At 47.0% G+C, this 19199-nt stretch carries 21 protein-coding genes, 4 tRNA genes and 1 pseudogene; 19 read left to right on the plus strand and 7 right to left on the minus strand.

The features are described 5' to 3' along the window. Positions 1–70 precede the first annotated feature (70 nt). The 12 genes from ndk (at position 71) to Q0171_RS07135 (ending at position 10779) form a co-directional block, all read left to right on the plus strand. Positions 71–487, plus strand: coding sequence for a nucleoside-diphosphate kinase (gene ndk, locus Q0171_RS07080; RefSeq protein WP_299328253.1), 417 nt, complete (start codon positions 71–73; stop codon positions 485–487). Positions 488–504: 17 nt separating this feature from the next. Next, entirely contained in the window at positions 505–885 is a 381-nt protein-coding gene (locus Q0171_RS07085; protein ID WP_299328345.1) for a hypothetical protein, read from the plus strand. Next, positions 857–1006, plus strand: coding sequence for a 50S ribosomal protein L32 (gene rpmF, locus Q0171_RS07090; protein WP_299328255.1), 150 nt, complete (start codon positions 857–859; stop codon positions 1004–1006). Before Q0171_RS07085 ends, rpmF begins: the two co-directional genes overlap by 29 nt. A 106-nt stretch (positions 1007–1112) precedes the next feature. Then, positions 1113–2171 carry a phosphate acyltransferase PlsX gene (plsX, locus tag Q0171_RS07095; RefSeq protein WP_299328257.1) on the plus strand — a complete coding sequence of 353 codons (1059 nt, stop codon included), beginning with the start codon at positions 1113–1115 and terminating at the stop codon, positions 2169–2171. Between the two features lie 2 nt (positions 2172–2173). Next, a complete protein-coding gene (locus Q0171_RS07100; RefSeq protein WP_299328259.1) occupies positions 2174–3172 on the plus strand; it encodes a beta-ketoacyl-ACP synthase III in 999 nt (332 codons plus the stop codon). Further along, the gene (locus Q0171_RS07105; protein ID WP_299328261.1) at positions 3165–3929 is read left to right on the plus strand and encodes a YggS family pyridoxal phosphate-dependent enzyme; all 765 of its coding nucleotides are present in this window, start codon (positions 3165–3167) and stop codon (positions 3927–3929) included. Before Q0171_RS07100 ends, Q0171_RS07105 begins: the two co-directional genes overlap by 8 nt. A 96-nt stretch (positions 3930–4025) precedes the next feature. Further along, entirely contained in the window at positions 4026–5036 is a 1011-nt protein-coding gene (gene argF / locus Q0171_RS07110; protein WP_299328264.1) for an ornithine carbamoyltransferase, read from the plus strand. Continuing rightward, positions 5012–5458, plus strand: coding sequence for a DUF2603 domain-containing protein (locus Q0171_RS07115; protein ID WP_299328267.1), 447 nt, complete (start codon positions 5012–5014; stop codon positions 5456–5458). Before argF ends, Q0171_RS07115 begins: the two co-directional genes overlap by 25 nt. Next, complete coding sequence (gene hemN, locus Q0171_RS07120; protein WP_299328269.1) at positions 5455–6924, plus strand: oxygen-independent coproporphyrinogen III oxidase; 1470 nt, start codon at positions 5455–5457, stop codon at positions 6922–6924. Before Q0171_RS07115 ends, hemN begins: the two co-directional genes overlap by 4 nt. Positions 6925–6935: 11 nt before the next feature. Next, entirely contained in the window at positions 6936–8279 is a 1344-nt protein-coding gene (locus Q0171_RS07125; protein ID WP_299328272.1) for a (Fe-S)-binding protein, read from the plus strand. Positions 8280–8347: 68 nt separating this feature from the next. After that, positions 8348–10204 (plus strand): M3 family oligoendopeptidase, encoded by a 1857-nt coding sequence (locus Q0171_RS07130; protein ID WP_299328275.1) that lies wholly within the window; start codon positions 8348–8350, stop codon positions 10202–10204. 59 nt (positions 10205–10263) lie between these two features. Beyond that, complete coding sequence (locus tag Q0171_RS07135; protein WP_299328278.1) at positions 10264–10779, plus strand: hypothetical protein; 516 nt, start codon at positions 10264–10266, stop codon at positions 10777–10779. Between the two features lie 281 nt (positions 10780–11060). Here the strand turns inward: Q0171_RS07135 and Q0171_RS07140 are convergent, their stop codons facing one another. The 4 genes and pseudogenes from Q0171_RS07140 to Q0171_RS07155 all read right to left on the minus strand — a co-directional run. Further along, the gene (locus Q0171_RS07140; RefSeq protein WP_299328281.1) at positions 11061–11567 is read right to left on the minus strand and encodes a CoA-binding protein; all 507 of its coding nucleotides are present in this window, start codon (positions 11565–11567) and stop codon (positions 11061–11063) included. Between the two features lie 123 nt (positions 11568–11690). Beyond that, complete coding sequence (locus tag Q0171_RS07145; RefSeq protein ID WP_299328284.1) at positions 11691–12098, minus strand: hypothetical protein; 408 nt, start codon at positions 12096–12098, stop codon at positions 11691–11693. Further along, positions 12098–13528, minus strand: coding sequence for a UDP-N-acetylmuramate--L-alanine ligase (gene murC, locus Q0171_RS07150; protein ID WP_299328348.1), 1431 nt, complete (start codon positions 13526–13528; stop codon positions 12098–12100). Before murC ends, Q0171_RS07145 begins: the two co-directional genes overlap by 1 nt. Before the next feature lie 33 nt (positions 13529–13561). Beyond that, positions 13562–14695, minus strand: a pseudogene (locus Q0171_RS07155) (succinyldiaminopimelate transaminase); the annotation flags it as partial. Positions 14696–14853: 158 nt separating this feature from the next. On the opposite strand from Q0171_RS07155, the gene Q0171_RS07160 reads away from it, so the two are divergent. From Q0171_RS07160 to Q0171_RS07185, 6 genes are all read left to right on the plus strand, one after another. Next, positions 14854–14928: transfer RNA gene (locus Q0171_RS07160), tRNA-Gly, on the plus strand. A gap of 56 nt (positions 14929–14984) precedes the next feature. Further along, positions 14985–15070: transfer RNA gene (locus tag Q0171_RS07165), tRNA-Leu, on the plus strand. A gap of 12 nt (positions 15071–15082) precedes the next feature. Further along, positions 15083–15157, plus strand: a tRNA-Cys gene (locus tag Q0171_RS07170). Between the two features lie 26 nt (positions 15158–15183). Continuing rightward, a tRNA-Ser gene (locus tag Q0171_RS07175) sits at positions 15184–15271 on the plus strand. A 94-nt stretch (positions 15272–15365) separates the two neighbouring features. Next, on the plus strand, positions 15366–15500 hold the full coding sequence (locus Q0171_RS07180; protein WP_299328287.1) for a hypothetical protein: 135 nt from the start codon (positions 15366–15368) through the stop codon (positions 15498–15500). A 51-nt stretch (positions 15501–15551) separates the two neighbouring features. Beyond that, positions 15552–15803 carry a hypothetical protein gene (locus Q0171_RS07185; RefSeq protein WP_299328290.1) on the plus strand — a complete coding sequence of 84 codons (252 nt, stop codon included), beginning with the start codon at positions 15552–15554 and terminating at the stop codon, positions 15801–15803. 80 nt (positions 15804–15883) lie between these two features. On the opposite strand, the gene Q0171_RS07190 is transcribed toward Q0171_RS07185, so the two are convergent. From Q0171_RS07190 to Q0171_RS07200, 3 genes are all read right to left on the minus strand, one after another. Then, positions 15884–16267: a YraN family protein gene (locus tag Q0171_RS07190; RefSeq protein ID WP_299328351.1), complete on the minus strand. Its 384-nt coding sequence runs from the start codon at positions 16265–16267 to the stop codon at positions 15884–15886. A gap of 64 nt (positions 16268–16331) precedes the next feature. Then, positions 16332–17678 (minus strand): homoserine dehydrogenase, encoded by a 1347-nt coding sequence (locus tag Q0171_RS07195; RefSeq protein WP_299328293.1) that lies wholly within the window; start codon positions 17676–17678, stop codon positions 16332–16334. Next, positions 17662–18582: an aspartate carbamoyltransferase catalytic subunit gene (locus tag Q0171_RS07200; protein WP_299328295.1), complete on the minus strand. Its 921-nt coding sequence runs from the start codon at positions 18580–18582 to the stop codon at positions 17662–17664. The genes Q0171_RS07195 and Q0171_RS07200 overlap by 17 nt, the downstream gene beginning before the upstream one ends. Positions 18583–18658: 76 nt before the next feature. On the opposite strand from Q0171_RS07200, the gene Q0171_RS07205 reads away from it, so the two are divergent. Beyond that, positions 18659–19195: a hypothetical protein gene (locus Q0171_RS07205; RefSeq protein WP_299328298.1), complete on the plus strand. Its 537-nt coding sequence runs from the start codon at positions 18659–18661 to the stop codon at positions 19193–19195. Positions 19196–19199: the final 4 nt, after the last annotated feature.

Below are 19199 nucleotides of genomic sequence, written 5' to 3' on the forward strand. Positions count from 1 at the left end.
TTATTTAAGCATTAGGGGCTTATAATCGCAAATTCTATTTACTACATTTGACTTATGCTAAGGAGAAGTTATGGCAGAAAAGACCCTTTCTATCATCAAGCCAGATGCCGTGCAAAAGGGCGTGATCGGCAAAATCATCGATCGCTTTGAGAGCAATGGCTTAAGAATTGCCGCGATGAAAAAGCTCCAGCTCTCTAAATGCGATGCGCAGGCGTTTTATGCGATCCACAAAGACCGCCCATTTTTCAACGATCTTGTGGAGTTTATGGTAAGTGGTCCGGTGGTTGTAATGGTGCTAGAAGGAGACAATGCCGTAGCTAAAAATCGCGACTTAATGGGTGCTACAAACCCCAAGGAAGCCAAGCCCGGCACGATTCGTGCAGATTTTGCCCAAAGTATTGATGCAAACGCTGTGCATGGCAGCGATAGCCTAGAAAATGCGCGCAATGAAATCGCTTTCTTTTTCGCTGCTAAAGAGATTTGCTAGAGCTATCTAAATCTAGCATGCAGATCCAAACGCGCAAAATATCCTCCGCACCAAAAGCGTTTGAAGTCTGTGCGCATGGGCTACGCCTAAAGGGTGAGCTCTATGCCAAAGAGCGCGGGCTATTTTGCCTAGAGGCGAGGCTAGAGGGGGAAATCGAGCTTATCTGCGATAGGAGCGGAGAGGCATTTATGCAAGCCATTGATGAGGCGTTGGTTTTGTATATTTCAGATGGATTCTGGGATACACAAAGCCAACGCTTTGAGGCATTTGATGTGATCGAATGTTTTGATGGCTTTATCGATTTGGATTCTATTCTGCAAAGCGAGATAGAGTCCATAAAACTTGATTACCACTACAAAGGAGAATATCATGGCAGTGCCAAAGAGACGAGTCAGTAAAACACGAGCAGCAAAGCGCAGGACTCACTACAAAATCACGCTAGCAAAGCCTATCAAAGACAAAGACGGCAGCTGGAAGTTGCCACATCATATCAACAAGTTTAGCGGCTCATACAAGTAAATCTACAAAACTCAAAAGACTTCGATTTGCAAGAATTTGATTTAGGGATAGCCCTAAACCCTACCCCAAAGCTCATCGAGGTCGCATTCAAAGCCAAGGAGCAGATATGTGGAAAATAGCTGTTGATGTGATGGGTGCAGATCATGGGGTCGCTCCTATCGTAGAGGGCGCACTCCAAGCCGCAAAATCACACAAATCTCACGGCTGCCCAGCATGCAAAATCCTGCTCGTGGGTGATGAGAAACAGATTGCCCCAGTGCTCGATCAAAGCCCTATCGCACGAGAGCTGCAGCATATCCAATCTTCCCAGAATCTGCAAGAGAGTATTATAGAGGTTGTGCATTGTAGTGACTATATCCGTATGGAAGAAAGCGCCACAGATGCTCTAAAACGCAAAGAGTCTTCAATCTACATTGCCACAGAGCTGGTGCGCGAGGGTAGAGCTGACGCACTCGTATCTCCAGGACATAGTGGCTCGACAATGAGTCTAGCCACACTTCGACTCGGGAGGATTGCTGGTGTCTCTCGCCCTGCAATTTGCACGCTCATGCCCACAATCACCGACAAACCAAGTATGATTTTAGACGCTGGGGCAAACACCGACTGCAAGCCAGAATACCTAGTAGAGTTTGCAATAATGGGCTATGAATACGCGCGCAGTGTAATGGGCTATGATGACAATGCTATCCGCGTAGGGCTCTTAGCAAATGGCGAGGAAGAATCCAAAGGCAACGAGCTGACAAAAGCCGCCTTTACTTTGCTTAGGGACTATCCGTTTTTCAAAGGCAATGTCGAAGGTAACGATATTTTTAATGGCAGTGTTGATGTCATCGTGTGCGATGGCTTTAGTGGGAATCTCGTGCTAAAAGCTAGCGAGGGCGTGGCAAGCTCCATTAGCCATATCTTAAAGCAAGAGATTAAGTCATCTCCCTTGCGCCTGCTAGGTGGGCTACTCCTTAAAGGCGCATTTGCCAACCTTAAGAAAAAGATCGATTACGCGGAATACGGCGGCGCACCACTGCTTGGTGTGAAACAAGTAGCAATCATTAGCCACGGCAAGTCCAATGCCCGCGCCATAGAAAACGCCGTATATCAAGCACTTCGAGCTTGTGAAGCCAAAGTGTGCGAGCACATCGCCCAAGCGTTTGCTAGCACAAAGGGGTAGAGATGTATTATGCTGCTATGCGCTCCATCGCCTCCTATGTCCCTACGCGCTGTGTCCCAAACGCAGAGTTTGAAAGCACGCTTGATACAAGCGATGAGTGGATTACCAAGCGCACTGGAATCAAAACACGCTATTTTGCCAGCGACGATCAAAGCGGTAGCGATCTGGGCGTGGAAGCAGCACACCTAGCACTCTCAAGAGCCAACCTTACCCCCAAAGACATTGATTTAGTCGTCTGTGCCACACTAAGCCCAGATTTCCTGGCTATGCCTAGCAATGCCTGCCTTATCAGTGCTAAGCTTGGGATCACTGATGTCCCAGCATTTGATATCACGGCAGCTTGCACAGGCTTCATTTATCTCCTAAGCGTGGCAAAAAGCTTTGTAGAATCTGGCGCATACCACAATGTGCTCATCGTAGGTGCAGAAAAAATCAGCAGTGTTTTAGATTTTAGTGATCGCGGGACCTGCGTGCTTTTTGGTGATGGTGCTGGAGCAGCAGTGATCTCGCGCACAGATAACCCAAAAGAAGCAATCCTCGATGTGCATATTAGTGCTAATGGTGCATATAGCGACTTACTCATGACTCCACAAGCCAAAATCCAAAGCACACAAAAAGGTGAAATACAAGGCGGCAAGCTCCAAATGAAAGGCAATGAAGTCTTCAAGCATGCTGTGCGCACGCTCACTGCTGATGTGGAGCATATTTTACAGCGGAATAACCTTAGCACAGATTCTATCGACCTTTTCATTCCTCACCAGGCAAATCTGCGTATCATCAATGCCGTTGGGGAGCAGCTCGGTTTAGGTAGTGAGAAGATTATTCTAACTGTGCAAAAATACGGCAACACTTCTGCTGCTAGTATCCCTATGGCTATTGATGAAGCCTATAAAACTAAGCGACTTAAAAAGGGGGATCTTATGCTGCTTGATGCCTTTGGCGGGGGCTTTACTTGGGGGTCTGCGCTTGTGTATTTTGGCGGCACACCCTACAATGGATAAACACGCTTGGGATAAGCACGCGCAAAATACACAAGAAAGAGATAGGCAGGCGCGTATTGCTAACAATCTCTCTTGTGTTATGCGCCAAATACAAGTCGCCGCGCAAGCATATCAAACAAAAACAGGTATTGCGGAACATAGAGTCAAGCTTATTGCAGTAAGCAAATATCAAGATGTAGATTCTATGCGCGCGCTCCATTTAGCTGGGCAATGTGCCTTTGGCGAAAACAAGGTGCAAGACTTGCGCCAAAAAGTGGGCGAATTTGCTGTGATAGCCCCTGCAAAGCCCATTGAGTGGCATTTCATCGGCACACTCCAGCGCAACAAAATCAATGCCCTCCTAGCACTAAGCCCCACCCTAATCCACTCTATCGACTCCCTAGAGCTTGCCCTAGCACTTGATGAGCGCTGCGGAAAGCTCGGTAGAATCCAGCGCGTTTTGCTGCAAGTAAATAGCGCCAACGAGCCTAGCAAACATGGATTCTCGCCAGAATCCACCCTAGAAGCATTTGCGCGCATTAGCTCCCAAGCGCGAAATCTCCAAATCTGCGGGCTTATGACTATTGGTGCGCATACACAAGATATCGCCAGAATCCAAGAAAGCTTCCAAAAGACAAAAGAGCTCTATGATTGTATGAAAGCCCAATCATCTCACATCAACACGCTCTCCATGGGTATGAGCGGGGATTTTGCCTATGCCATTAGCCAAGGTGCGACTATGGTGCGCATTGGCTCGGCACTTTTTACCACGCATTAGCAAGCACAGCACCATGATCTCAAAGCAGAATCTAAGCATTATTTTAGTGATTTTAAAGTATATTCGCTCTTTATTACTCGCTTCAAGGACTCGTATATGCGCCATTTTCTTACGCTAAAAGACTTTAGCCAAGATGAGCTGCATGAGATTCTTGCGCTTTCTTTTGTGCATAAGCACGCCAGGCACGCATTCACTGCGCTCGTGCCAGAACATTTGCGCCAAGCTACCTTGCGCAATAAGAATGTCGCGCTCATCTTTGAGAAGCCCTCTACCCGCACACGCGTGAGCTTTGAGTCTGGGATCAATCAGCTAGGTGCTCATGCAATCGTGCTTATGGGAAAAGATACCCAAATTGGTCGTGGCGAACCAATCTGCGACACAGCGCGGGTGCTAAGCGGCATGGTGGATATGGTGATGATTCGCACATTCTCCCAGCAGACGATTGAGGAGTTCGCTCGCTTTAGTGCTGTGCCTGTCATCAATGGGCTAACTGACATGTATCACCCAGCCCAAGTGCTTGCCGATATGCTCACTATGATTGAGTGCGGATTTTATACTCGTGAGTTTGCGAGCTATTATGCGCGCTTCACTCAGCACGCAGATGACGCCCCCACTCTCCCAGAATCCAAAGCCCAACCCATAATCGCCTATGTAGGCGATGGCAATAATATGGCAAATTCTTGGCTTAACTGCGCGGCGATTCTTGGTCTAGAGCTTCGCCTAGCCACGCCTGCTGGCTATGAAGCCCACACAGAGGTGCTAGAGTTTGCCAAAGCGCATGCGAGCAAGCCTATCACTATCACACGCGACGCGTCTCAAGCAGTTCAGGACGCACATGTCATCATCACTGATACATGGATTTCCATGGGGCAAGAAGAGCAAAAGCACCAGCGGCTGAAGGATTTTGCGGGATTTTGTGTCGATGAAGGGCTTATGGCACGCGCGGATTCTCGCGCGATATTCCTGCACTGCCTGCCAGCCTATCGTGGCTATGAAGTAAGTGAGGCAGTCATCGAAAGTGCGCAGTCCCAAGTATGGCTCGAAGCACACAATCGTCTCTATATCCAACAAGGAATCATGCTATGGCTAGTAGCACAGAATCACTAAACCCAGCACAAATCTTCCGCGCGGATAATATTGCTAAAATTAGCAGAATCTCAAATAGCCAGATTTTGCTGCATTTAGAAAAGGGGGAGTTTGACCCAAGAGAAGCATGGTTTCTCCACGATGATGACGGAGAAGAGTATGTCGTCATGCCCCAAAATATCCTTAAAAAAATCATCTCTATCATTCGCAATGCCCATGAAGAAAAGCTCTTACTCGAGCTCTCTCGTGATATTAGCCAGCAAACACCTGTGGATTTCGATGATGTCCTAGCAGTAGCACTTAATAAACTAGAATCCAGGCGCCTGCCAGATGGTTCCCTGCCTAAAATCAACACCAAATCCCTAATCAAAGAAATCAAAAAACAATACCCAAATCTCTTTCTCAATATCCCAGAGCAATTTTTGTTCAAAGGCATGCGATGAGCCACGATACTCACATACAGCACTCCGGTGCAGTCCCCACTTTAGATTCTGCAGATTCTGCTTTGAATCTCACACCAAGCCCTTCTAGTGCGATTGATTTTTCGTTTTTCGCGCGCTACTCCACTGCAGCCCCACGCTACACCAGCTATCCCACCGCAGTAGAATTTACACCAGATTTTACCTATGATGATCTTGTAGAATCCTACACACGCAACGACGCTTTGGCGAAAGATTCTGGCATACCACTCTCGCTCTATGTGCATTTGCCATTTTGCCGAAGTGCATGCTATTTCTGTGGCTGCAATGTCATCTACACCAGCAAAGAAGACAAAAAAGACCGCTACATCGCCTACCTAGACAAAGAGCTTAGTATCCTGCGCACGCTCATGGACACCTCGCGCCAAGCTGTGCAGCTACATTTTGGCGGGGGGACGCCGACATTTTTTGACGCCAAACAGCTCTCACACATCATAACACTTATCCGTGAGAGCTTTGGGAACTTCGCACCAGATGCAGAAATTAGCTGCGAAATTGATCCGCGCCATTTTAATCCCGATCAAATGCAGGCACTTAGGGCTGGCGGTTTTAATCGCCTAAGCTTTGGGGTGCAGGATTTTGATGAGCGTGTGCAGCAGGCAATCCATAGATTCCAGAGCGTGGAGCTTGTGGGGAGTGCTGTAAAAATCGCGCGTGAAGCGGGGGTTGCTTCAATAAACTTCGATCTCATCTATGGTCTGCCCCACCAGAATCTAAAAAGCTTCATGCAAACCTTGGAAAAAGTCGTCGCGCTTAATCCCGATCGCCTCGCAATTTTCAACTATGCCCATGTCCCATGGATAAAAAAGACTATGCGAAAAATTGATGAGAGCGCGCTACCATTGCCAAGCGTGAAGCTAGAGATTTTGAAAAACACCATTGACTTTCTACATAGTCATGGATATGCAATGATTGGCATGGATCATTTTGCCAAGAAAAATGACGAGCTCTATCTCGCTGCTAGCAGCAAAACCCTGCGTCGCAACTTCCAAGGCTACACGACTAAAGGATTCTCCCAGACTATTGGCATAGGGCTGACATCTATAAGCGAGGGCTATGACTACTACGCGCAAAATACCAAAGATTTGACTGCTTATGAAAGTGCGCTTGATGGCGGTAGAATCCCGCTAGAGCGCGGGATTGCTCTAAGCCCTGAAGACATCTTGCGCAAAAGCGTCATCATGGAGCTTATGAATACACTTAGTCTCGAATTTGCGCCCATTGAAGCGCGCTTTGGGATTAGCTTCACGCAGTATTTTTCTAGCGAGCTGGCGCGATTGCAAGAGTTTATCGACCTAGGCGTGCTACACAGAACTGAACGCGGACTCTACACCACCCCCACAGGCGCGCTACTCATTCGCAATATTGCCATGGTATTTGATACCTACCTAGCAAAGCCTAGAGAGCACACATTTAGCAAAACAATATAGCGCAGGGTAGTATGAGTAATATAATAGATTTTAACGCGATCTCCCAAGCATGCGTAAAATGTGGCAAATGTATCCCCCACTGCACGATTTACAGAATCCACCGAGAGGAGGTAACTTCACCTAGGGGCTATCTCGATCTTGTAGGTGCGTATGCGCGCGGGGATCTCTCACTCGATAAGCTTACAAAAGACTATTTTGAGTCTTGCTTTCTCTGCACCACATGCGTAGAAAACTGCCCATCACATTTGCATGTTGATGTCGCGATAGAAAAAATCCGTATCGACATCGCCAAACGCTATGGAATCGCATGGTATAAGCGATTGTATTTTTTCCTGCTTAAACACCGCAGGCTCATGGACATTGTCTTTAGTATGGTAGCGTTTGTCGCACCTTGCGCGTTTAAAAGCAATGCACAGGGGTATACACTCCCATTTAGCAAGCGTATCGTCTTTCCATTTAGTAAAAAAAGCTTTCTTAACACCTACAAAGGACTAGTCCCCGCCACTGCGCCAAAAACCCAAAATCTCGCCCACCACAGAGTCGCAGTATTTATCGGCTGTCTAGCAAACTATAACTACAAGGGCGTGGGGGAGAGCTTACTTACTATCCTTGATAGACTAGGGATTGATGCGCTTGTCCCAGAGCAGGAGTGCTGCGGTGCGCCCGCGTATTTCACAGGCGATATCACAAGTGTGCTGACACTCATCAAGCGCAATATCGAACTTTTCGAGCGATTTATCGATGAAGTTGATGCTATCCTAATCCCTGAAGCGACTTGTGCCGCTATGCTTATAAAAGACTGGGAACACGCGCTTATGCACGATGAGGAGTCCAAAGCCCTGCTCCCACGCCTACGCAAGCTCACGCCCAAAATGACTATGGCAAGCCACTGGCTCTATCACAGTACCAATCTCGCTACACTACTAGAATCTGCACGAGACTCCAAAAGCACACCAAGCAACACATCTGGCTCGCTGGATTCTGGTAACTTCAATACTCGTGCGCCAATCACACATCGCCAAATCACCTATCACGACCCATGCCATGCGAAAAAAGTCCTCCATATCCACCAAGAACCTAGAATCTTGCTTGGCAAAACACGCCAAATCATCGAAATGAGCGAACCCGATCGCTGCTGTGGCTTTGGCGGAGTGAGCATGCAATCTGATCGCTATAATCTCACGCTAAAAGCTGGAATCCCCAAAGCCCAGATGATCACCCAGACAAAAGCACCAGTCGTAAGTGCCGAATGCAGCGCCTGTCGCATGCAAATCACCAACGCCCTAGCCCATGAGCAAGCAGATGTGCGCTTTATGCACACTCTTGAGATTATCGCCCAGGATTTACAGCACTAGATTCTAGCGCAAAGGAAGCGGAGATAAGTTATGCTACAATACCTACACCCCCATACAAAGGCATAATCATGGAGAAAAAACAAAGCACCACCAGCCACAAGCACACCAAAAAATGCACCAAAAAATGCACACAAAAATCCCTAAAGCACGAGTGGGATTTAGGAGCGCTGTTTGCAAACCAGGCAGAATGCGATGCCTATGCCAAACACACACATAAGCAGGCTATAAGCTTCCAAGCGCGCTATCAAGGCAAGCTCGCCACACTCTCTCCGGCTGATTTTCACGCCACACTGCGCGCGTATGAGGAGCTCATCGAGCGACTCTATCGCGTAATGACCTTTGCATTTCTCACTTTCGCAGAAAACACGCAAAAAGGCGATATCTACGCGCGCTATGAGCTAGAGACAAACCAGACCCATGCGCTACTTGTGTTTTTTGAGCTAGAGTTCTGCGAGCTAGAATCCAAAACCCAGCAAGCATTCATCAAAGAAGCCACGCCCTATGGATTTTATCTCCAGAGCCTGCTGGACTCTAAACCCTACCAGCTCTCTCTTAGTGCCGAGCAAGCACTCATCGCCACCTCTAGTGTGGGGGTAAATGCCTTTAGCAGGCTCTTTGATGAGCATTTAAGCGCGCTAAAAATTGGCAAGAAAAAACAAAGCGAAGAAGAAGTGCTAGCCCTACTCCATAGCCCCAAACGCAGTGTGCGAAAAAATGCGCAAAAAGCTTTCACCAAAAGCCTAAAACACTCCAGCCAGCTGCTTGTGTATATCCTAAACATGGTGCGAAAAGATCTCTCTATCACCACGAGCTTGCGTCACTACCCCTCCAAAGAAGCTCCACGCCACTTGAGCAATCACATCAGCCAAAAAAGCGTGGATTCTATGATCACACTTACCAACAAAAGTGTTTCGATCGTGCATGACTACTACGCGATAAAATCCAAGCTCATAGGCTTCAAACTCAAAGACTATGACCGCTATGCCCCACTTTTTGCCAAAAATACAAAATCTAGCTCCATAGCCTACGCAGATGCGCTGGATCTTGTGCGAAATACCTATATGCAGTTTTCTAAAGAATTTGGCGCAATTATCGATAAAAGCTTGCAAGAAGGCTGGGTAAGCTCGCACCCCATGCCAAACAAGCGCGGCGGGGCTTTTAGCCATGGCAGCGTGCCTAGCGCACACCCCTATGTGCTGCTAAACTGGACTGGCAATCGACGCGACACATTCACAATCGCACACGAATTTGGGCACATGATTCATCAAGAGCTAAGCAAACGCGTGGGCGTGCTAAACCACGACACCCCACTCACCACCGCCGAGACAGCTTCGGTATTTGGCGAGATGTTACTATTTGACTATCTTAAGCAAACCCTCCCTACCCACGAGTTGCTCCCCATATATGCAGGCAAACTCGAGGATATATTCTCCACGCTTTTTCGGCAAGTGGTGATGACAAATTTCGAGCGTGCAATCCACGCGCATGAGGGTGAGCTAAAGGCGGAGGAGTTTGACAGAATCTGGCAAGAGGAAAATGCCAAAATGTTTGGCAAAAGCGTAAAGCTCACCAAAAACTACGCCAGGTGGTGGAGCTATATCCCACACTTTATCCATTCACCATTTTACTGCTATGCCTATAGCTATGGGCAGCTACTTGTGCTCGCGCTCTTTGGGCTATATAAAAGCGGAGCATGCAAAGACTTTGTCTCCAAATATACAGAATTTCTCGCAGCAGGCGGAAGCAAGTCGCCAAGCGAGCTTGTAGGGATATTTGGCTTTGATATAGAAGATGAACGATTCTGGGAGATAGGCATGCAAGAAGTGCGCAAAATACTTGGAGAGTTTATGGATCTAGTAGATTCTAGCTTGAGCAAATCAGCAAAACACAAAGGCGCACATAAGCCCAAAAGCACTAAAAAGTAGCTAGAATCTAAACATGTATCTATATGCCCCAAGCCACAAAAAGCAAGAAAAGGACAGACATGACTCCAAGCCAAGCATTTGAAATGCTCTATGATGGTATTTGCACGCAAATGTTGCTTCTCCTACGCCAAAGTGGGCGGCATTTTGGGATACTTTGCGATGAATCCAAGGTGCGCTTTGAGCCGCCACAAGCCAGGGAGCAAGCCACGCAAATTGGCAGAATGTATGAGTTTATGATTTCTGGGAGCACATTTGACTCTTTTGAGATCACACAGGATTCTCTGGGGCAGACATATGCAAATTTCATCGCAGGGCTCACGCCAGGGGGCATGGAGCGTGTAAGTGTGCGAATCCGAGGTATATATCAAATATTTATCAAAGACACGCAAAATGAGGACTGCGAGCTATTCACACGAGTGGATTCTGGCTTCATTTTTGCCAAGCCAGAATCCAAAGAGCCACAAGCAGAGCAGAATCTAAGCGAGCAGGAGCAGCACTCGCTGGAGATGATTTTTGCTCAAAAACACAACCAAAAAGTCCTTGATAATCTCGCCACCTACCAGCACAAAGACTAGAGCAAGCTAGCTTTGACACATTGACTTCTTGACTAAATAGTGATTGTTTGATTTACTTGCAGTTATGTGCCGCCCAATATGCACAGCCTTTAACCATCTTGCAAATTCTATAATTTATCTCCAAAATCTTGCCATACAAAATCCCAGCTACTTAGAATCATACTGCAAGAAAGTGCAAAAGATTAGGAGATTGGATTTTGCTAGAAAATTTAGATTCTGCTATGGATTCTGGCGTGAATCTAGCATGACTAGTGCTTAGAGTCTTTAGGGATTGGCAGAATCTAGCGTTGGCTCAAGAGTCGCTCATGTTCTAGCTTGATGCAGCTATCCTCGATGTAATGGATTCCAGCTTGGGTAAGCTTGGTTTTTGCCTCTGCATTTGTCAATCCTAGCTGCACCCACACGCAGGTGGGGAGTTGCATAGCTAGGGGTTTTTGGGGATTTTCTGGATTCTTGGCAACTAGATTCCCAAGCGCTAGAATCTCATCGGCTACTTGAGGTAGCGCATCACTTTTACGAAATACATCGATGATGTCAATTTTCTCCCCACGCTCATTTAAATCCCTGGCACACTCTTGTAGTGTGGCAAATGCTCTATGCCTAATGCTGTTAATTTGGATTTCTCCGCCCTTTGGGTGGATTGGGATTATGGTGTAGCCTTGTGCTTGTAGATAGCAAGCGACCTTATGGCTAGGCTTTGACTCATCGCTTGATAAGCCGATGATGACGATTGTCCGGCTTTGGGTGAGCAGGTGTTTTATTGTCTGGTCTGTGAGTTTCTCTGGCATGGATTCTCCTTGTGATTTGGAGTCTTAAATTGTAGCTCTAAAATCTAGCTTAAAGGTTAAGCTTGTGTTAAACATGGCTAGAATCCAGCGGGATTTTCGCATGTGCCTAGGGCTAGATTCTAGCTACTCGCGCCCTAGCTCCTCGATTGTATGTCCATTTGGTAGCTCTTCTTCTTGGGTTTGGGGCTCGGTGATGACACATTTTTCTAGAGTGATGATGATATTGCTCGTGGGCGTGTTGGATTTCCCAATAAGCGTATAGGTCTGCGTGATAAGATTGAAGTCATTTTTATGCACAAGGAAGCCCTCGCAGTTTAGGGTTTTTTCTTCGTTAAATGCCTGCTCTAGGAGAGTGGCGACATTGGCACGCTTGGATTGCGTGTAGTTATGCCAGCCTGTAGCACCAAGCATAAGCATAAGCACGCTTCCTGTGATAAGCTTTTTGCGCATTGTGATATGGGCTTGTTTAAGCACGATGAGCACAAATGCAATGAGCAAGCAAAACAGCATGATGACAGAGATGGACCCCATTATTTCACTCCTCGCAGCTGGTAGGTAATATCCCCTGCGCCAAACCCTATCGCAATTCCGCTTTTTAGTGTAGTAAGCAGTGTGTCGTTGTGGTAGATTTCTAGTGTGTTGCCATTGCGCTGGGTGCGCGTGGCGATGATAGGGTTATAGCGTGCAAAAAGCGTGGCAAAATCCACCTCTCTAGGCTGTTCTCCAGCGCGCCAAACGGGCAGTATGACAAGCCTACCATCGCCAGAAAACGCACCCTCAAAGCATTCTTGAAAGGCTTGTAGATTATCAAAAAGCCGCGAGAATTTATGTGGCTGCCAAATTGCGCTGATATTTGTAATATCTCGCAGACACGCATAGACTTGGAGAGACTGGATTGTGGCTTTAATTTCTGTGGGGTGATGGGCGTAGTCATCGATAATTGTAAGCTCGTTTGTGCAGAGGATATCAAAGCGCTTTTTGATTCCAGCGAAGTTTTTGAGATTTTTTCGCACTTGCTCAATGTGCGCGCTAGGATAGCTAGAGTGGCAAGCTAGTTTAGATTCTAGGGCAGAATCCTGGCTTTGGCAATCTTGGCGCATGGATTCTAGGGCGCTAAGTATAGCTAGTGAGGCATTTTGTGCGACATGCTCCCCTAATCCCCACACAGCAAACTCCCCTAAATCCCGCAGATGAAATTTTGTATAGGGCATATCATCTTCTAGGACATAGGAGATATTGCTAATGTCTTTTGCAGGGTCTAGGTGCAGACTTGGGATAGTAATACCACGCAAGAACTCATCGCTATCATTTACGCAGCGCACGCTCGCCTTGCCTAGGAACTCCTCATACGCAGCGCGTAGCACGCCCACATCGTGCCCGTAGGTCTCCATATGCTCTGGCTCGGCATTTGGGACGATGGCGAAGTAGGGATTGGAATTTAGAAAACTTTTATCAGATTCATCAGCTTCAAAGATAATGCTCTCACTTTGAGCTTCACGGACATTTGAGTGGAATTCCTTGCTCTCTGCACCAATAATCGCACCAAACTCTGGGAAAATACTACTAAGCATAGCGCTAATGCTGGATTTCCCATGTGCGCCACACACGCTAAAGACACGCTTAGAATCCAAAATAAGTCTTAGCGCTTGCTCGCGCGAGAAAACAGGGATATGCTTTTGCTTAGCTTGGATAATTTCGGGGTTGTCTTGAGTAATAATCGCGGAGTGGATAATGAGATCTTGATTGGTAATCGCACTGGCATCATGGGGAATGTGGATTTGCACACCAAGTGAGCGCAAGTAGTGCGTGGTAGGCGAGTGGGCGATGTCGCTACCGCTGATAGTCGCACCTTGTGCGCGCAAATATTTGGCAAGCCCCGAGATCCCAATCCCGCCGATTCCTATAAAGTGGATTCTGGCTTTATGCAACGGAGGGATCTTAGGTTTTGGTGCGATGGCAATGTGGGCGTGCTTGTATGCCGTATAAAAAGCTGCAAGCTCTTCTAGGATATCTTTCATCTGCTCTGTGGGATAGACAAGTGCGATTCGCACATAGTTTGCCCCAGCATTTTCTCTGCCTAAAAACCTCCCTGGTAGCACGAGAATCCCAGTTTGCTCATAGAGCTGCGTGGTGAAAGCAAGATCATCTTCCACAGGTAGCCAGATGTAAAAGCTATAAGGCGCTATGGGGACATCGGGAAAAAGCGTTTGAGCGAGAGCGAGATTGTGGCTGTAGATTTTGCGAATCTCTAGCGCGCTTTGCTCATCTCTCCATGCTACTGCACTTGCTCTTGCCAGAGGTAGGGGCTGGGCGAGCCCAGCATAAGTGCGATAAACCTGGTAGCGCGCGAGAATCTCCCTATCCCCCGCGATAAATCCACTACGAAGTCCAGGCGCACTGCTGCGCTTGGAAATGGAATTTAGCGCTAGGATATTTTTAAATGTGGGATTACCCGCCTTAATGCTTGCCTGTAAAATCCCTGCCGGTGCATTGCTGTGTAAAAAAGTGGATTCTAGCGTGTCTGGCAGCTTATAAATCTCACTATAACACTCATCGCAAAGCAGGACAAAATCATACTCTAGTGCCTTTTGCACCCAGCCTGTGAGCTCTTCGAGACTTAGTGTGCTGCCTGTTGGATTATTGGGCGAGTTTAGTATGACGAGATTTGCGAGCTTGCATTCCTCTATGGTTAGGTTTGGCTTGAAGTTGTTTTCTTGGGTTAGGGGCATGTAGATTGTTTTTGCCCCACTGGCAATTGCAGCGCCCTCATAGATTTGGTAGAAAGGATTTGGGTGGGCGATGACAGGGGAGGTTATGTCTGCGAGATAAAATTGCGGAAAATTAAACAACGCTTCGCGCGTGCCAAATGTTGGGATAAGCTGTGCAGAATCTAGCGCAATACCATAGCGAGCGCGGATAAAATCCAGCATAGCCTCTTTGAGATAGGGCATGCCAGCAGAGGGTGGATAGTAGCGGAGATCGCTAGCATGATCGCGCAGAGCGTGAGTGATGGATTCTGGTGTGTCAAGCTGGGGTTCGCCGATAGTGAGCTTGCGCACAGGCTGTTTTGGTGTGATAGATGCGATAAGGGCTTGGAGTCGCTCAAAAGGATAAGGCTCAAACTGCATGGTGCTCCTTGAAGGTGATATGGCATATAAGGCGCTGTGCTATGCTGGCGTGGCTGTTACGGGCGTATTGTATGCAAAAAATACTAAAATTCCTTTTATAGCCTTGATTTTTTTTCAAAGCACTGCTAGAATTACGCCTTTATTTACAGAATCTGTTTGCGGGAATAGCTCAGTGGTAGAGCACAACCTTGCCAAGGTTGGGGTCGCGGGTTCGATCCCCGTTTCCCGCTCCACTTTTTAATCATCATCTTTAAATCGTTTTTATAATCCTTGAAGTCAATGGTATCTTGCCCGGGTGGTGGAATGGTAGACACAAGGGACTTAAAATCCCTCGGACATTTGTCCGTGCCGGTTCAAGTCCGGCTCCGGGCACCACTCGGGGTTTAAGGCGACATAGCCAAGTGGTAAGGCAGGAGCCTGCAAAGCTCTGATTCCCCAGTTCGAATCTGGGTGTCGCCTCCAAATTACTTCGATTTTTCTACAATATGCGGGAGATGGCTGAGTGGTTGAAAGCGGCGGTCTTGAAAACCGTTGAGGGTAACACCTCCGGGGGTTCGAATCCCTCTCTCCCGGCCACCTGTTTTATTTCCACAAAAATTTACAGCGATGATTATTGAAGTGATATTTAGATTCTGGTTGCTAATCGTCCTTTGCTACATAAAGAGTAAGAATGAAAATATCCCTACCATTAGGCGTGATGGCAATGCTGATAATTGGCGGCTGTGGTAGCGATATACCAAAGAGCATAAAAGAGTATCAAAAGCTTTCAAAAGTGGAGCTAGACGCGGTGTTTGATAGGTACTGAGTAAAAGTCAAAAACTCTAGCAACTATCCAAATAAAGGTGAAATTGATGATATGGTAGGGGCGATTCTTCAATCTCGCGGCAATGCGGCTGGCGATTTAGATAGTGAGATGGCAGAGCAAGGCTATGCTCAAGCAGATCTAGCAATACTATGGCTTAGCTGGTATGGGTTTATAACTGATAAAGAGCTTGCGAAGTTTGGCAACGATATGCTCGCAGAATATGTGCGATGCGGGAGAGTTGTTATAGCTGCTAATAAAAGTGGTCGCAATGATCATATTAACTATGTATTGGGGATAAATTAGATAAATCACGCTTGCTTACTGCTTTATTTGCTGCCAAGTAGCCATAGACTTTGATAGGCTTATGAGATTGCTTGTAGAGATCACGCAAGGCTTATATTTTCTAATAATTCAATACTATCGCCCCAAATCAGCAGCGCATCGACACAATGCTGATGGGCATGGAGATTTTGCAATGCTTTTTGTAACTCTTGAGTAGCAGAGGGGCTGGCAGATTGTGCTAGATTCTCGTATGTTTGGAGTGCGGCGATACTGGTATAGATTTTTTCTAGCTTTTTTGGGGTGATAGCGTAGCGTGGAGAGAGGCTGCTAGATGAGAATCTTTTCACTTCGATAAAATGCAGCACATCATTCTTCAATGCGATAATATCAATCTCTCCAAATCGTGTGGAGCAGTTACGCGCCAGAATCCTAAATCCCCTAGATTCTAGCCACGCGCATGCTTTATCCTCGCCCACTTTACCCATGACTCTTGCACTTTTGGCTTTTGGGGCACGGCGCGCAGCATGCACACGCTTTTCCATGTGGCGCCTACTCTTCTATGCGGATAATGACAGGACGCTGGCGCACAGATTCTAGTGCTTGCAGACCTTTTATGGCATTTTGGATAGCGAGCTCTGAAGTCTCATGTGTAGCTAGCAAAATCTTGGCGCACTCTGGCTGGTTTAAGCCGTCTATGCTGCTTATCTGGCTTGGTGTAGAATCCGTATGCGCAGGCTTTTGGGGCTTTTGCAAAAATGTGCTAATGGAAATAGCGTTTTTGCTAAGGATTGCGGTGATTTTCTCCAGCACTCCGTGTTTATCATCAGCAAGAATACGCATGTAGTATTTGCTCTTTATCTGCTCTTTGGGGGTAATGCTATACTGCTGTTCAGTGATAAAGCCAAGCATAGCACTTGGTTGGAGACTTTGGCTTATGTGGTAGCTGCGTGCTATGGCGATGAGATCGCTTATTACAGAGCTTGCGGTTGGATTCCCACCAGCTCCAGCTCCATAATATACACTCTCACCTGTGCAGTCCCCCACCACACTCACAGCATTCATTACACCATCGACATCTGCTAGCAGTTTTTCTTCATCAATCATTGTTGGATGCACGCGCAACTCAATTTCATTGCCATGCTTTTTGGCAATTCCCAGCAGTTTTATGCAGTAGCCAAATTCTTTGGCAAACTCAATATCTTCAGGTGCTACCTCGCTAATACCTTCAACCAAAATCTCTTCAGGAGCAGCTTTAATCCCATAAGCGATACTCGCAAGGATTAGCAGCTTGTGCGCGGCATCATAGCCATCAATGTCTAGGCTTGGATTTGCCTCCGCATAGCCTAGATTCTGGGCTTGCTGTAGGGCTTGTGCGAAATCCCAGCCATCTTGAGCCATTTTGGTTAGGATATAGTTGCTTGTGCCATTGAGAATCCCCCGTATCGCTAGAATCTCATTTGCGCTCAAACCCACCTTGAGCGCGTTGATAATAGGAATACCGCCACATACACTTGCTTCAAATCCTATGGGGGTTTTTGCCATACTGGCAAGCTCGTATCGGTGGTAGGCAAGCATGGCTTTATTGGCAGTTACAAATGCTTTGCCTTGTGCGAGTGCAGTTTTGGCGATTTGGTAGGGAAGCTCGCGCCCACCCATAAGCTCGACTACAACATCGATTGACTCATCATAAAGCACTTCATCGACATTATCTGTGAGTGGAATTGTGCATGCTCGTGCTTTGTTTAGATCTCTTACCACACCCCTTTTGACAATAATCTCCACGCCTGTGCGCGCAGTAATAAGCTCTCTATTTTTTTGTAGAATCTCCACAACACTACTGCCCACAACGCCTATACCGATAATCCCGATATAAAGCTCTCTAGCTGGCTTGCCCATGATACTCACTCCCTAGGATAAAAAACTCTAGCACCGCCATACGCACCGCCACGCCATTGCGCACTTGGTCAAGCACTTTGCAGCGCGGATCTTTAAGCAGCTCATCTTCAATATCAATGTTATGATGCACAGGTCCTGGGTGCATGATGATGATATCTCTATCGCCCACAAGCTGACGCGTGAGGCAAAAATCATGTGCATAATCGCGCAGCGATCCATAGTTTTGCTTGCTGTGTCGCTCCGTCTGTGTGCGTAGCGAGATAATCGCATCGAGAGAATCTATCACCTCACGCACATCATGCGTGCAGGGCAGACTGGTGTGCGTGGGTAGAAAATGTGGAGGAGCAATGAGTGTTAGATCTACACCATAGCGACAGAGCAGCTCGATATTGCTATTTGCCACGCGCGAAGTCTTGATATCGCCGATAATACCTACGCGCTTTCCCGCTAGATTCTGCCCTAGGCATTGTTTGAGCGTGAGAAGATCGAGCAGGGCTTGAGTGGGGTGGGCGTGTGCGCCATCACCACCATTGATGATAGGGCAGGAGACAGATTTGGTGAGATGCACAGGTGCGCCAGAGCTTTGGTGGCGGATAATGATAGCGTGAGGGCTCATCGCATTGAGATTTGCGGCGGTATCGCTGATTGTCTCGCCTTTTGAAGTAGAGGAGCGCGAGACATCAAGCCTAGTGATAGAGCCGCCTAAATTTTTCACCGCGCATTCAAAGCTGCTTAGTGTGCGCGTGGAGTTTTCAAAAAATATGGTGATGATATTGGTGTGGGCTAGGGTTTGTGTTGGGCGCTTAGCACTAGAATCTAAGGTGTTAAGAAAAAGCGTGGCTTTGCGGAGAATCTGCTCGATTTCATCGATAGACAAGTCGCTTGTCTGGATAAGATGGCGCATGGACTTCCTTACAAGTTGGCATAAAAGCAGCTATAATAATAGCCACTTTTTGCTATATAAAATCTAAAGGAATAGCTTGAAGCAGAGTGTAAAAAGCGCATTTAAGGTTGCTAAAAATAGTGCGATAGCTGGGCTTGTTTGTGTGTTTGGGGCTTGCACGAATTATTTTGAGTCAGGCTATCACCCCCAAATGCTTGAAGAGAAAAAAATCCAAGCCACGAGAAAATTTCAAACCCTGCGCGATGAGAAAATTGATCTAGTTGTATTTGCTACGCATCTTAATGAAATCGAGCGCACATACTATAAAAATCTGGAGTATTTTTTCGTCGAGCTCTATGCCCCAAGTCAAGAGCCTATCAACCTTTACCGCGTGCAAATCGAGCTCTCCAACGCAAATGGTGTATGGGAAGAACCACGCTATATGCGAAAAATTACCCCAGATGAATACGACGCAGTGCTAAAGCCAATCAACAAATGGTCAAGCTGCTATCTCGTGGCATTTGAGAAGCTTTCAATGGAGAAAAGCGATAACGCAAAGCTTCGAATCTCAATCGACGGGGAGCCACAGGTGCTAGATTTTAGCTATTTTGTCATTCCATTCCAAGCGATTTAGCAGA

This window comes from uncultured Helicobacter sp. (genome assembly GCF_937906905.1).
In the GTDB taxonomy this organism is placed as follows: Bacteria; Campylobacterota; Campylobacteria; order Campylobacterales; family Helicobacteraceae; genus Helicobacter_B.

What these genes read in the sequence shown, in the direction of transcription:
- ndk (WP_299328253.1), top strand. Translation starts at nt 71, where the DNA reads ATGGCAGAAAAGACCCTTTCTATCATCAAGCCAGATGCCGTGCAAAAG.
- Q0171_RS07085 (WP_299328345.1), top strand. Translation starts at nt 505, where the DNA reads ATGCAGATCCAAACGCGCAAAATATCCTCCGCACCAAAAGCGTTTGAA.
- rpmF (WP_299328255.1), top strand. Translation starts at nt 857, where the DNA reads ATGGCAGTGCCAAAGAGACGAGTCAGTAAAACACGAGCAGCAAAGCGC.
- plsX (WP_299328257.1), top strand. Translation starts at nt 1,113, where the DNA reads ATGTGGAAAATAGCTGTTGATGTGATGGGTGCAGATCATGGGGTCGCT.
- Q0171_RS07100 (WP_299328259.1), top strand. Translation starts at nt 2,174, where the DNA reads ATGTATTATGCTGCTATGCGCTCCATCGCCTCCTATGTCCCTACGCGC.
- Q0171_RS07105 (WP_299328261.1), top strand. Translation starts at nt 3,165, where the DNA reads ATGGATAAACACGCTTGGGATAAGCACGCGCAAAATACACAAGAAAGA.
- argF (WP_299328264.1), top strand. Translation starts at nt 4,026, where the DNA reads ATGCGCCATTTTCTTACGCTAAAAGACTTTAGCCAAGATGAGCTGCAT.
- Q0171_RS07115 (WP_299328267.1), top strand. Translation starts at nt 5,012, where the DNA reads ATGGCTAGTAGCACAGAATCACTAAACCCAGCACAAATCTTCCGCGCG.
- hemN (WP_299328269.1), top strand. Translation starts at nt 5,455, where the DNA reads ATGAGCCACGATACTCACATACAGCACTCCGGTGCAGTCCCCACTTTA.
- Q0171_RS07125 (WP_299328272.1), top strand. Translation starts at nt 6,936, where the DNA reads ATGAGTAATATAATAGATTTTAACGCGATCTCCCAAGCATGCGTAAAA.
- Q0171_RS07130 (WP_299328275.1), top strand. Translation starts at nt 8,348, where the DNA reads ATGGAGAAAAAACAAAGCACCACCAGCCACAAGCACACCAAAAAATGC.
- Q0171_RS07135 (WP_299328278.1), top strand. Translation starts at nt 10,264, where the DNA reads ATGACTCCAAGCCAAGCATTTGAAATGCTCTATGATGGTATTTGCACG.
- Q0171_RS07140 (WP_299328281.1), bottom strand. Translation starts at nt 11,567, where the DNA reads ATGCCAGAGAAACTCACAGACCAGACAATAAAACACCTGCTCACCCAA.
- Q0171_RS07145 (WP_299328284.1), bottom strand. Translation starts at nt 12,098, where the DNA reads ATGGGGTCCATCTCTGTCATCATGCTGTTTTGCTTGCTCATTGCATTT.
- Q0171_RS07180 (WP_299328287.1), top strand. Translation starts at nt 15,366, where the DNA reads ATGAAAATATCCCTACCATTAGGCGTGATGGCAATGCTGATAATTGGC.
- Q0171_RS07185 (WP_299328290.1), top strand. Translation starts at nt 15,552, where the DNA reads ATGGTAGGGGCGATTCTTCAATCTCGCGGCAATGCGGCTGGCGATTTA.
- Q0171_RS07190 (WP_299328351.1), bottom strand. Translation starts at nt 16,267, where the DNA reads ATGGGTAAAGTGGGCGAGGATAAAGCATGCGCGTGGCTAGAATCTAGG.
- Q0171_RS07195 (WP_299328293.1), bottom strand. Translation starts at nt 17,678, where the DNA reads ATGGGCAAGCCAGCTAGAGAGCTTTATATCGGGATTATCGGTATAGGC.
- Q0171_RS07200 (WP_299328295.1), bottom strand. Translation starts at nt 18,582, where the DNA reads ATGCGCCATCTTATCCAGACAAGCGACTTGTCTATCGATGAAATCGAG.